At 63.2% G+C, this 13,131-nt stretch carries 9 protein-coding genes; 7 read left to right on the top strand and 2 right to left on the bottom strand.

What is annotated here, in order from left to right; genetic code table 11:
- Window positions 1–83: 83 nt before the first annotated feature.
- The 4 genes from AC0Z2B_RS12165 (at window position 84) to AC0Z2B_RS12150 (ending at window position 2,394) form a co-directional block, all read left to right on the top strand.
- Window positions 84–278: a hypothetical protein gene (locus tag AC0Z2B_RS12165; RefSeq protein WP_476296904.1), complete on the top strand. Its 195-nt coding sequence runs from the start codon at window positions 84–86 to the stop codon at window positions 276–278.
- Window positions 275–1,312 (top strand): PIN domain-containing protein, encoded by a 1,038-nt coding sequence (locus tag AC0Z2B_RS12160; protein WP_476296902.1) that lies wholly within the window; start codon window positions 275–277, stop codon window positions 1,310–1,312. The genes AC0Z2B_RS12165 and AC0Z2B_RS12160 overlap by 4 nt, the downstream gene beginning before the upstream one ends.
- Window positions 1,313–1,667: 355 nt before the next feature.
- The gene (locus tag AC0Z2B_RS12155; protein ID WP_473005536.1) at window positions 1,668–1,979 is read left to right on the top strand and encodes a type II toxin-antitoxin system HigB family toxin; all 312 of its coding nucleotides are present in this window, start codon (window positions 1,668–1,670) and stop codon (window positions 1,977–1,979) included.
- 1 nt (window position 1,980) lies between these two features.
- Window positions 1,981–2,394, top strand: a complete 414-nt coding sequence (locus AC0Z2B_RS12150; protein ID WP_416422745.1) for a helix-turn-helix domain-containing protein — start codon at window positions 1,981–1,983, stop codon at window positions 2,392–2,394.
- A gap of 69 nt (window positions 2,395–2,463) precedes the next feature.
- Here AC0Z2B_RS12150 and AC0Z2B_RS12145 read toward each other — a convergent pair whose 3' ends face one another.
- On the bottom strand, window positions 2,464–5,343 hold the full coding sequence (locus tag AC0Z2B_RS12145) for a dermonecrotic toxin domain-containing protein (RefSeq protein WP_476296900.1): 2,880 nt from the start codon (window positions 5,341–5,343) through the stop codon (window positions 2,464–2,466).
- A 174-nt stretch (window positions 5,344–5,517) separates the two neighbouring features.
- On the opposite strand from AC0Z2B_RS12145, the gene AC0Z2B_RS12140 reads away from it, so the two are divergent.
- Together AC0Z2B_RS12140 and tadA are read left to right on the top strand one after the other, a co-directional pair.
- Complete coding sequence (locus tag AC0Z2B_RS12140) at window positions 5,518–6,894, top strand: multicopper oxidase family protein (RefSeq protein WP_476296899.1); 1,377 nt, start codon at window positions 5,518–5,520, stop codon at window positions 6,892–6,894.
- A 1-nt stretch (window position 6,895) separates the two neighbouring features.
- Entirely contained in the window at window positions 6,896–7,378 is a 483-nt protein-coding gene (gene tadA / locus AC0Z2B_RS12135) for a tRNA adenosine(34) deaminase TadA (RefSeq protein WP_473005540.1), read from the top strand.
- 96 nt (window positions 7,379–7,474) lie between these two features.
- Here the strand turns inward: tadA and mltF are convergent, their stop codons facing one another.
- Window positions 7,475–8,935 (bottom strand): membrane-bound lytic murein transglycosylase MltF, encoded by a 1,461-nt coding sequence (mltF, locus tag AC0Z2B_RS12130; protein WP_416422749.1) that lies wholly within the window; start codon window positions 8,933–8,935, stop codon window positions 7,475–7,477.
- 296 nt (window positions 8,936–9,231) lie between these two features.
- Between mltF and purL the strand changes: the two genes are divergently transcribed.
- Window positions 9,232–13,128: a phosphoribosylformylglycinamidine synthase gene (gene purL, locus AC0Z2B_RS12125; protein ID WP_476296896.1), complete on the top strand. Its 3,897-nt coding sequence runs from the start codon at window positions 9,232–9,234 to the stop codon at window positions 13,126–13,128.
- Window positions 13,129–13,131 lie beyond the last annotated feature (3 nt).

Genomic DNA, 13,131 nt, shown 5'->3' with positions numbered 1-13,131 from the left:
ACGTTTAATACTCCCGTTTTGGCTGGTCTGGTGCCGTAGGCGGGGTGAACGGAACGATGGTCTTTGAGGGAAGGATGATGCCAATGAAAGATCGGCCTCATGATGAGGCTATGATTGCCTATTTCCGCGCACATCCGGCTTACGCAGACGCACTGCTCGCCGAGGTACGTCAGGGCGGCGACTTTGCCGAAGGTACGGTCCTGTTGCGTCAGCTGCAAGGGGTGGATGGAACAGACTCTACAGTCGATGTCAGCACGAAATGGAAGGAGCACGAATGAAATTGAACCTGTTGATCGATACATCGGTGTGGCTCGACCTTACGAAAGATCCCCGCCACCTTCCGTTGCTGGACGCCTTGTCCGCAATGGCCGATGCAGGCGAGGTCGTGCTTATCATGCCGCAGATCATCATTGAGGAATTTGCGCGGAATCGCGATCGAGTCATGGCCGCTAGTCGAGCCAGTCTTTCCAGCCACTTCAAACGTGTCAGGGAGGCGATTATGCAATTCGCCCCTGAAGAAGGGCGGGATGCCACGCTGAAGCAGCTAAACGAAGTCGATCACCGGGTTGCTAGTGGCGGAGAGGCTGTGAACGAGGCGGTGGACTTGATCGAAAAGTTATTAGGGGAGGCTACACCAGTACCTGTCAGCGATCACATCAAGGTGCGCGCTGCGGATCGAGCTATTGCCAAGGTTGCCCCGTTTCACCGGCAAATGAACGGGATTGGTGATGCCATCATCATCGAGACTTACATTGACGCCGTAGCCGCGCGCACAGATGAGGACGTGTTCGCGTTTGTGACCCACAACATTCACGATTTCAGCCAAAAGGGAGCTGACACACGTGTCCCTCACCCTGATCTGGCGTCGCTCTTTGATGGTGTGAGATCGCGATACGAAACCAACCTAAGTGTGGTGCTCAGCGAGTTTGCGAGCGACCTGATCGAAGAGACCAGATTCGAGCGCGAATACAGCCAAGACCCTAGGCAGCTTTCTGAACTGCTTGAGGCAGAAAACAACCTGACAACACAGGTTTGGTACAACAGAAAATGGAGCATCATCGCTCGCGTCGAAGGCGGTCAAGCAAAGCTCGTGACCAAAGAGGTGTGGGACCAATCCGCTCCGGAGGAGCGGCGGAACTTACTGGTCGATACGATTTGGGAGGGGATGCTTGCCGCAATGAAAAGCGCTGAAGAAGAGTTGGGCACCGAAGAGCTAGGGCCGTGGACCGACTTTGAGTGGGGGATGATCAATGGCAAGCTGTCTGCAATACGCTGGGTGCTCGGAGATGAGTGGGATATGCTCGACACTTAGGAGTGAACATGGTTTTTTTATGGTGCTATCGGCTGATTATGCGACAATCTATTGAATTTTATGGGTTTTTAAGATCTATTGATAATAGAGTGGGAATGATGCAGTTGGCCTAAGGGTCGATGGCACCAATGAAAACCGCCCGGGGCTTTGGCTCCGGGCGGTTTTTTTATGGAAGCAGGTAATGCCCGGATGTCCCGGAGCGTTCGCCATATTTCGTGACGATTACGCGACGCTGGGGGAGGATGGGAAACGTATCCTTGGGGGTGGACGCGCTTTGCAGGGAGGCAAAGGGTGATCCATTGTGGTTGACAAAATGTCAACTTTTCGCCATCCTTGTAAGGACACTCGCTCGACTATGCATGTGATTTCCAAGAAGCCGTTCGATGACGCCTGCAAGGCATTCCCAAATCAGGCGGATGCCATTGCGCGAACCTACAAAGCGCTGCGCGCTGGCGATTTCGATACGCCCACGCAGCTTCGATGCGCTTTTCCGTCCCTGGATAATTTTCGTTACCGGGACAAATGGTGGGTAATCGATATTGGCGGCAACACCCTTCGAATGATCGCATTCATAGCCTTTCGGGATAATCGAATGTACGTAAAGCACATCGTCCCCCATGGCGAATACGACAAGCTGTGCAATCGCTACCGGCAGGAGCGTGAATAAAATGGATATTTCTGTAATCAAGGAGCGGGCCCGTGCCCTGCTAGAAGGTGCTTCATTCATCGGCCATATCAGTGACGACGCTGACTACAGCCAGGCGTTGGCGCTGATGGACCAACTGGTGGATGACTACGATGCCAATCGGATCTTGATCGAGATTCTGTCCAATTCCATCGAGCGCTGGGAGCGTGAGTCGCCTGCCTTTGAAAGCTTTGATGCCAAGGTCGCTCAGATGAATGGTGTCGACGTCTTGAAGCTGCTCATGGAACAACACCACCTCGGCGTGGCTGATTTGCCTGAGATCGGCAGCAAATCGCTGGTGTCGAAGATTCTCAATGGTCGCGGTCGCAATCTCACGAAGGATCACATCGACGCGCTGAGCAAGCGATTCTCGGTGAGCCCGGCGATTTTCTTCTGATCTTCTGACGGGGCGCGTTCGTTCTTCTCCCTGGCCGCGCATGCAGATCACGGCCAGGGAGTGCAGGCATTATCCTACGTACTTCAACCCAATCATCGTCAACGCCGTGATCAGCTCGCGGGTGTTGTCGAAGCGCCGCTTGTGCACCGCGGCCCAGCGCGGCCGTTCGATGTAGATCATCTCGCCGTCCTTTTTCAGTTCGGTGAACACCAGCGAGCCATCGGCGCTGCGGTGGATCAGTTCCTTGAACACCTGCACCGTGTCGATGGTGAACATGCCCGGCGCCGACAGTTCGTGTTCCAGGTCGCGCGCCTGGCGCAGGGTGCCCATGGGGTAGTAGAGGTCACCCTTGACTAGCCCGCCGGGACCGTTGAAACCAGAGTCTGCGGGGTGGACGCCGGTGTCCGCGCGCACGCCACGGGCCGCGTTGGCCGGCACGTCCGCCACGCGCAAGCCGATGGCGCCTTCCAGTTCGGCCACGCCGGGCACGCCCTTGAAAGTGTTGGCGTGGGTGTTGCCGACCAGCGCCACCCACCTGCCGGCACCCCGGGTTTCACGATCGGCGGCGATCACCGTATGGGCGAAGTAGTTCATGGTCTGCTGGCGCAGGGTGTCGGTGGTGTCCAGCAGGCCCGCCTGGCGGTAGCTGGCCATGCAGTCGATGGCCTGGATGCGGATATGGTTGCGGTGGGCGGACTTGACCAATTCCAGGAAGGTGTAGCGGCCGGATGGGTCGGTGTGGAAACCGCCGTCCATTTTGCGCAGGTACGCCTTGAGTTCGCCCGGCATGTTGCCCGTACGGGCATAGGCGTCCAGGTGCACCTGGTGGAAGTCAGTCAGCAAATGCTCCATGAACAAGGTGCGCACTCTCTCCCTGGCCAGCAGCGGCATGTTGTCGATGAGGAATTTCTTGCTGGCGACGCTGCTGTGGGATTCGCCAATCACCAGGCCGTCGGCGTTGGCGTAGATGCCCTTGATGATCGTTGGTTGCGCGGCCACTACGTCCAGGTCGGGAATGGTCGGGCGAGCCGGCGGGGTAAAGTCCTGGAAGAACGTGAGGGTGTCGCTGACAAGCTGGTCGCGCAGGGCGCGAAACGCGCTGTAGGCCTGTATGGAACCGGGGGTATGGAGGTCGGCGTGGACGCCGCTGATCAGCAGGTCGGCCGAGCCATTGGCGCCGTCCTGCAACAGCGGGCGCAGCGCCTCGGGCATGTCATAGCGAAACGTGGGAGTAAGGGCTGCGCTGGGGCGTGCAACCGGGTTGCCCCACGGCAGCTTGCCGAAGATCTTGCCGCCGGCCTTGAGCTTCAGGCGTTCCAAGGGTTCCCACACGCCTTCGGCGTTCAACTGCACGGGCACGCTCTGGTAGAAGGAATAGGGGTTGGCCGGGTCGATGATGGTCCAGCGGTTGATGTCGCTGGCCCAGCGCACCTGGTAGGTCATGTCGCCCATTTCGATGTAGTCCTGGCCATGGGTGTCCTCATAGACGCCACGCCTGCGGCCGCTGCGGCCCAGGGACTTGCCGTCCACCAGTTCGTTGGTTTCCAGCGGTGCCAGCAGGTCGGCGATCTCCGGCGCATTGTAGGGGGCTGGCAGCAATGGCTCGATGTCGGGCATGGCGATGTGGGTGGCAGGCGGGTGGAATTCACTGGCGACCGCCTCTTCTGCGGGCGTCCACAGGAACGTGGCGTTGAACAGCACGTCCACGGCGCTGGTGATCGCGGCAATGGTCGCCTGCTTGCGCTCGGCGGTGTCGTGGCCATTGACGGCTTCATCGATGTGCAGGCCCATCTCGGCGATGCCGGCGCCCACCACCGCCAAGGCAATGGGCCAATGCAGGGCGGCCAGCCCCCCGAACGCCTGGCCGAACGCTTTCAGGTAGCCGACCCACATTTGCTCGCGTAGCTGGCCATTGCTGTGCAGCAGCATCTGCATGTCGTCGTACATGCGCTGGCGGCTGGTGTCGGCGAGGAAGGTGAAGGGATCCTCCACCAGGGCTATCTTCAGGCGGTTGATAGGTTTCGCGTGGTTCTTGCCCCAGGCCTGGAACAGCAGGTCGAGGCTGTGGTGCAGGGCGTCATCGCCGTCGTTGGCCGACAGCGGCCAGTGGCTCATGAAGTGCGCGCGGTTCTGCGCCATGTTGGTTTGCGACAGCACCCACCAGTACAGGTCCTGGTCGGTTTCGAACGCGTGGAAGGTGTTCACCGTGCCGGGCATGTACAGGTATTGCCAGCCGTCCTGGTCGACGATGCGCAGGATGTCAGTGGCGATGTGGCCGCCGATGTCGAAGGCGTAGACCTTCAGCGGGCCAGTGGGGGAAATCTCGGTGCGCAGCGCCTGCACGCTGATAGGCCAGGTCACCTCGCCAGCCACGGCCTTTACCAGCAGTTGGAACTGCGGGTCGGACAGCCGTCGCGCCTCGCGGTCTTCCAGGGCCTTGGCGAGGAAGTTGGCCTTGGCCATGACGCGGAAATCACCCGCATGATGGGCCCAGAACTGATCAAGGTCTTTGCGAAAGTGGCCGGCGAAGTCCAGGCCCCAGAAGTCATTGAGCACGTCCTGGGGTTCGAGGCGAATCTCGGTTTTCTCGTCGTAGAAGCGCTCGTTGGGGCCCTTGCTGTAGAACCCGCCCCACATGTGCAGCAGGTCGGCGTTGTCCTGGTCCCCGGTGTGGAAACGATGCATGACCAGTTGTGGCAGGGTGAAGGATTCCACCGGTTTGCCGTAATGCTCCCAGCCTGAATAGGTGCGCGGGCTGGTGTTGCCGTTCTTCCAGCGGTGCCACCAGATAGTGTCGGGCTCGCCGTAGGCGCCCGTGTGGCGATGGAGGATCAGGTTGGCGGTGTCGCGGGCCTTCTGGCGCATGTCGGGCAGGGTGTCGGCAATGCGCTTGGCGATGTCGATCAGGGCCTGGCGGTCGGCGGCGCCTGGTTGATGGGCAGTGGTCATGGTGGGCCTTCCTTTGGGTGAGAAAGGCCTGAGTGTGGGGAGGCTGGGCGCAGGTGGGTGGTAGTTGTGTAAGGCTCGCCCCAGGGGATTTTTTCGCAAGATGTTTCCGGCGCCTTTGTCGGCCCTGTGGCGGTGTATCGTGCGCGCCTTTGTTGATTTCGAGGGGGCGCCAGCATGTCTTTCACTCGTCGCCAGACACTTGCAGGGCTCGCCGGCCTCGCACTGGTCGGTGCCAGCGCCGGCGGCGCGGCGCACTACTGGCTGGGCCGCCGCGCCGACCAGGCGGGGCATGACTTTGAGCTGATCGCCGCGCCGCTGGACCTTGAGCTGGTACCCGGCCAGGTCACCCCGGCCTGGGCCTTTGGCGGCTCGGCCCCTGGCGCCGAGCTGCGGGTGCGCCAGGGCGAATGGCTGCGGGTGCGTTTCATCAACCGCCTGCCGGTACCCACCACCATTCACTGGCACGGCATTCGCCTGCCGCTGGAGATGGACGGCGTGCCCTACGTGTCGCAGCTGCCGGTGCTGCCGGGCGAGTATTTCGACTATCGCTTCCGGGTCCCCGACGCTGGCACCTTCTGGTACCACCCCCACGTGGCCAGCACCGAGCAGCTGGGGCGCGGCCTGGTGGGGCCGCTGATCGTCGAGGAGCGCGCGCCCACCGGCTTCGCCCATGAGGCCACCCTGAGCCTGAAAAGCTGGCACGTAGACGAGCAGGGTGCCTTCGTGCCGTTCAGCGTGGCCCGCGAGGCGGCGCGGGTGGGTACGCTGGGGCGGCTGTCGAGTATCAATGGCGTGCCGCAGGCGACGATTGACCTGCCAGCAGGGCAGGTCGTGCGCCTGCGCCTGCTGAACGTCGACAATACGGCCACCTACCGGCTCAATTTCCGCGGTACTGACCAGGTGCGCCTGTACGCCCTGGACGGCAACCCCATCGAGCCTCGCGCGTTCGGCGAGGATTACTGGCTGGGGCCGGGCATGCGCGCCTGCGTGGCGGTGCGCATGCCACCGGCCGGCGAAGAGGTTGCCGTGCGCGACGGTCCGGTGCGGCTGGGCACCCTGCGGTCGGTGGCCACCGCCATGCCGCCGGGGGCATGGCCGCCACCGCTACCGGCCAACCCGGTGGCCGAGCCCGACCTGGCCCGTGCCGAAAAGCTGGTTTTCAACGTGGAATGGGTAGGCTCGGCGGCCGCGCAAGGGGATAATGGCCGCCCGCCCAGCTTCTGGCAGTTCAACGGCCAGGCCTGGGATATCACCGACAAGACCTGCGCCGACCGGCCCATTGCCCGGCTGAGCCGGGGCAACAGCTATATTTTCGAACTGAAGAACATGACCCAGTACCAGCACCCCATCCATTTGCATGGCATGACCTTCAAGGTGATCGCGTCCAATCGCCGCACCATCGTGCCGTACTTCACCGACACCTACCTGCTGGGCAAGCACGAGCGCGCCCAGGTGGCACTGGTGGCGGACAACCCGGGTACCTGGATGTTCCACTGCCATGTGGTGGACCACATGGAAACCGGCCTGATGGCCGCGATCGAGGTGGCGTGAGATGCGCCAGCCTCTGATCGTCGACCGCAGCCGCGACCAGCACTTCATGCGCGAGGCCCTGGCCCTGGCCGCCCAGGGCGCGGCCATGGGCGAAGTGCCGGTGGGCGCGGTGCTGGTGCACAACGGGGAAATCGTCGGCCGCGGCTTCAACTGCCCCATCAGCGGCAGCGACCCCAGCGCCCACGCCGAGATGGTCGCCATCCGCAACGCCGCCCAGGCGGCGAGCAACTACCGGCTGCCCGGCAGCACCCTGTACGTCACTCTGGAGCCTTGCAGCATGTGCGCAGGGCTGATCGTGCATTCGCGGGTCAGCCGCGTGGTCTATGGCGCGCTGGAGCCCAAGGCTGGTGTGGCTCAGAGCCAGGGGCAGTTCTTCAGCCAGGGCTTCCTGAACCACCGGGTGATGATCGAGGGTGGGGTGCTGGCGGAGGAGTGCGGTGCCATTCTCAGTGAATTCTTCAAGGCCCGCCGCGCCAAACCCTGACCCAATGCACCCGTAGCAGCGGCCGCCAGGCCGCGTCCCGCGATTGGCCTGCATAACCGCGGTGTGGGGGACGCGGCCTGCGGCCGCTGCTACGGGTCAGAGGGAGGGGTTGTCCTGCGCTGGCTTGGCCTTGTTGACCCCTGGCGTGTGCAGGTTGCTGTCGGCTACCTGGCCGCCTTCAAGCTGCGGCTGGGTCACCCAGGTGAGGATGTCGTAATAGCGGCGGATGTTGGCCACGAAGTGCACCGGTTCGCCGCCGCGGGCATAGCCGTAGCGGGTCTTGCGGTACCACTGCTTCTGCGACAGGCGCGGCAGCATCTTCTTCACGTCCAGCCACTTGTTGGGGTCCAGGCCTTCGTTCTTGGCTAGCTGGCGGGCGTCGTCCAGGTGGCCGCTGCCCACGTTGTAGGCGGCCAGGGCGAACCAGGTGCGGTCCGGTTCGGCGATCTTGTCATCGAGCTGGTCACGCACCAGGGCGAAGTACTTGGCGCCGCCCTCGATGCTCTGCTTGGGGTCCAGGCGGTTGGCCACGCCCATGGCCTGGGCGGTGTTCTGGGTCAGCATCATCAGCCCGCGCACGCCGGTCTTGGAGGTCACGTCGGCCTGCCACATGGATTCCTGGTAGCCGATGGCAGCCAGCAGGCGCCAGTCCACCTGTTCGTCCTTGGCGGCGGCGTGGAAGTGCTTCTCGAAGTGCGGCAGGCGCTGCTGCAGGTGCTGGGCGAAGGTGTAGGCGCCCACGTAGCCGAGCACGTCCACGTGGCCGTAGTAACGGTCTTTCAGGCGCTGCAGGGTGCCGTTCTTCTGCACCTTGTCCAGGTAGCTGTTGATCTCGTTGAGCAGGCTGTTGTCTTCGCCGGCGGCCACGGCCCAGCGCTGCTGCTGGGCATCGCCGAGGTCGAAGGCGACGCGTACGTTGGGAAAGTAGACCTGGTTCATCGCCAGCTCGTTGGAGTCCACCAGTGTCAGATCGATCTGACCTTCGTCCACCATGCGCAGTAGGTCCACGACCTCCACCGCGTCGGATTCTTCGTATTGTATGCCGGGATAACGCTTTTTAAGTTCGGCCAGTTGCGCGGCATGGCTGCTGCCCTTGAGCACCATGATTTTCTTGCCCACCAGGTCGCTGGCGTCGGTGGGGCGCGATTGGCCGTTGCGGTAGATGACCTGCGGGGTCACTTCCAGGTACGGGTGGGAGAAACGCACCTGGGTCTTGCGCTGGTCGTCGGCCACCAGGCCTGCGGCGGCCAGCACCGGGCCATTGGGCTTGCCCACCTGGTTGAACAGGTCGTCGAGGTTGTCGGCGGTCTCGATCTTCAGTTCCACCCCAAGGTCATCGGCGAAACGCTTGACCAGTTCGTACTCGAAACCGGTTTCGCCGTTGCGATCCTGGAAGTAGGTGGCGGGGCTGTTGCGGGTAATCACGCGCAATACGCCGTCCTCCTTGACTCGCTCGAGCGTGCTGGGTTTGTCGACGCAGCCGTTGAGCAGTAGGAGTAGACCGGTTGCGATCAGCCATTTGGCGAAGCGCGGGCGTGAGGCAGTCTTTGAATGCATCCTAGCAGTATACGCAAAGCGCGAGGGGCGCCATATCTCGACAGCATCACGCCGTTCTGCTAGGCGTTGCGCAATCCCCGTAGCAGCTGCCGAAGGCTGCGTCCGGCCGCACCACGATGGCGCCCAGGGACGCCGCCTTCGGCAGCTGCTACGGGGAAATTTATTTGACTCTTGAGACAGGATATGCCGCCAGATGCCCGGCTGGCGCCAGGATTACCGTTTTGGGTGCCTGCGGCGGCGGTTTACGCTAGAATGCACGGCCTCTAAGCACACCCCTTTCTGAGGCTGTCCCGAAGATGTTGATCCTGCGCGGCGCTCCTGCCCTTTCTGCCTTTCGCCACGGTAAATTACTCGAGCAACTGAGCCAGAAGGTCCCCGCTGTAAGTGGCTTGTACGCTGAATTTGCCCACTTCGCCGAAGTTACCGGCGAGCTGACCGCCGATGAGCAGCAAGTGCTTGCTCGTCTTCTCAAGTACGGCCCGAGCGTGCCAGTGCAGGAGCCAAACGGCCGCCTGTTCCTGGTCATGCCGCGCTTCGGCACCATTTCGCCATGGTCGAGCAAGGCCAGCGATATCGCCCACAACTGTGGCCTGGGCAACGTCCAGCGCCTGGAACGCGGCATTGCCTTCTATGTCAGCGGTGAGTTCAGCGAAGCCGAGGCGCAAGTCGTCGCCGGCCTGCTGCACGACCGTATGACCCAGGTGGTGCTGAGCAAGCTGGAAGAGGCCGCCGGCCTGTTCAGCCATGCCGAGCCAAAACCGCTGACCGCCATCGACGTGCTGGGCGGCGGCCGCGCCGCGCTGGAAAAAGCCAACGTCGAGCTGGGCCTGGCCCTGGCCGAAGACGAGATCGACTACCTGGTCAAGAGCTTCGAAGGCCTGGGGCGCAACCCCCACGACATCGAGCTGATGATGTTCGCCCAGGCGAACTCCGAGCACTGCCGCCACAAGATCTTCAACGCCAGTTGGGACATTGACGGCCAGAGCCAGGAAAAAAGCCTGTTCGGCATGATCAAGAACACCTACCAGATGCACAACGAAGGCGTGCTGTCCGCTTACAAGGACAACGCCTCGGTGATCGTCGGCAGCGTGGCCGGGCGTTTCTTCCCGAACCCTGAAACCCGCCAGTACGGCGCGGTGCAGGAGCCGGTGCACATCCTGATGAAGGTGGAAACCCACAACCACCCGACCGCCATCGCGCCGTTCCCGGGTGCTTCCACCGGTTCCGGCGGCGAGATCCGTGACGAAGGCGCCACCGGCCGCGGCGCCAAGCCCAAGGCTGGCCTGACCGGCTTCACCGTATCGAACCTGAACATCCCTGGCTTCGAACAGCCATGGGAAAAGGCCTACGGCAAGCCCGAGCGCATCGTCACCCCGCTGGACATCATGATCGACGGCCCGCTGGGCGGCGCCGCGTTCAACAACGAATTCGGTCGTCCGGCCCTGACCGGCTACTTCCGTACCTTCGAGCAGGCCATCGACACCCCGCACGGTGAAGAAGTGCGCGGCTACCACAAGCCGATCATGCTGGCTGGCGGCATGGGCAACATCCGCGCCGAGCACGTGCAGAAAGGCGAGATCACCGTCGGCTCCAAGCTGATCGTGCTCGGCGGCCCGGCCATGCTCATCGGCCTGGGCGGCGGCGCCGCTTCCTCCATGGCCACCGGCACCAGCTCGGCTGACCTGGACTTCGCCTCGGTACAGCGCGAAAACCCGGAAATGGAACGTCGCTGCCAGGAGGTCATCGACCGCTGCTGGCAGCTGGGCGACAAGAACCCGATCAGCTTCATCCACGACGTGGGCGCGGGCGGCCTGTCCAACGCCTTCCCGGAACTGGTGAACGACGGCGGCCGCGGCGGCCGCTTCGAACTGCGCAACGTGCCCAACGACGAGCCGGGCATGGCGCCGCTGGAAATCTGGAGCAACGAGTCCCAGGAACGCTACGTGCTGGCCGTCGACGCTGCTGACTTCGAGCGCTTCCAGGCCATCTGCGAGCGCGAGCGCTGCCCGTTCGCGGTAGTGGGCGAGGCGACTGCCGAGCCGCAACTGACCGTGACCGACAGCCACTTCGGCAACAACGCCGTCGACATGCCGCTGGAAGTGCTGCTGGGCAAGGCCCCACGCATGCACCGTTCGGCCGTGCGTGAAACCGAACTGGGCGACGACTTCGACCCGGCCCAGCTGGACCTGGCCGATTCGATCGAGCGCGTGCTGCACCACCCGGCCGTGGCCAGCAAGAGCTTCCTGATCACCATCGGCGACCGCACCATCACCGGCCTGGTCAACCGTGACCAGATGGTAGGCCCGTGGCAGGTACCTGTGGCTGACGTTGCCGTCACCGCCACCAGCTTCGACGTCTACACCGGCGAAGCCATGGCCATGGGCGAGCGCACGCCGCTGGCGCTGCTGGATGCCCCGGCATCGGCGCGCATGGCCGTGGGTGAAACCCTGACCAACATCGCTGCTTCGTCCATCGCGAAAATGTCCGACATCAAGCTGTCGGCCAACTGGATGTCCGCTGCCGGCCACCCGGGTGAAGACGCGCGTCTGTACGATGCAGTCAAGGCCGTGGGCATGGAACTGTGCCCTGAGCTGGGCATCACCATTCCGGTGGGCAAGGACTCCATGTCCATGAAGACCCGCTGGAGCGACGAGGGCACCGAGAAGACCGTGACCTCGCCGATGTCGCTGATCATCACCGGCTTTGCCCCGGTGGTGGACATCCGCAAGACCCTGACCCCGCAACTGCGCATGGACAAGGGCCTGACCGATCTGATCCTGATCGACCTGGGCCGTGGCCAGAACCGCATGGGCGCCTCGATCCTGGCCCAGGCCCACGCCAAGCTGGCCAAGGCCGCGCCGGACGTCGACGACGCCGAAGACCTGAAAGCCTTCTTCGCCGTGATCCAGGGCCTGAACGCCGACGGCCACCTGCTGGCCTACCACGACCGTTCCGACGGCGGCCTGCTGGCCACCGTGATGGAAATGGCCTTCGCCGGCCACTGCGGCCTGGACCTGCAACTGGACACCCTGACCCACGCCAAGGAAGAGATCAACGCCATCCTCTTCAACGAAGAGCTGGGCGCGGTCATCCAGGTTCGCCAGGACGCCACCGCCGACATCCTTGCCCAGTTCAGCGCTGCCGGCCTGGGTGACTGCGTGGCCGTGATCGGCCAGCCGGTCAACAACGGCCACGTGTACATCAGCCTGAACGGCGAGCAGCTGTTCGAAGGCGACCGCCGCCTGCTGCAACGCCAGTGGGCCGAGACCAGCTACCAGATCCAGCGCCTGCGCGACAACGCCGAGTGTGCCGATCAGGAGTTCGACGCCCTGCTGGAAGAAGACAACCCGGGCCTGAGCGTCAAGCTGGGCTTCGATGTCAACGACAACGTCAGCGCGCCGTACATCAAGACCAACGTTCGCCCACAGGTTGCCGTGCTGCGTGAGCAGGGCGTCAACGGCCAGGTCGAGATGGCTGCCGCCTTCGACCGCGCCGGCTTCAACGCCATCGACGTGCACATGAGCGATATCCTCGCCGGCCGCGTCGACCTGAACGAGTTCAAGGGCCTGGTGGCCTGCGGTGGCTTCAGCTACGGCGACGTGCTGGGTGCCGGTGAAGGCTGGGCCAAGTCGGCGCTGTTCAACGCCCGTGCCCGCGATGCGTTCCAGCAGTACTTCGAGCGCAGCGACACCTTCACCCTGGGCGTGTGCAACGGTTGCCAGATGATGTCCAACCTGCACGAGCTGATCCCGGGCACCGAGTTCTGGCCGCACTTCGTGCGCAACCGCTCGGAGCAGTTCGAGGCGCGCGTGGCCATGGTCGAAGTGCAGAAGTCGAACTCGGTGTTCCTGCAGGGCATGGCCGGTTCGCGCATGCCGATCGCCATCGCCCACGGCGAAGGCCATGCGGAGTTCGCCAACGAGCAGGCGCTGATCGAAGCCGACGTGTCGGGTTGCGTGGCACTACGTTTCGTCGACAACCACGGCAAGGTCACCGAAGCCTACCCGGCCAACCCGAACGGCTCGCCGCGCGGGATCACCGGCCTGACCAGCCGCGACGGTCGCGTCACCATCATGATGCCGCACCCGGAGCGTGTGTTCCGTGCCGTGCAGAACTCGTGGCGCCCTGACGACTGGAACGAAGACGCGGCGTGGATGCGCATGTTCCGCAACGCCCGCGTCTGGGTGAACTAAGGC

Source organism: Pseudomonas sp. GYB4201 (assembly GCF_056312595.1).
The sequence above is the reverse complement of the archived record's forward strand: the minus strand, read 5'-3'. Positions and strand labels throughout refer to the sequence as shown.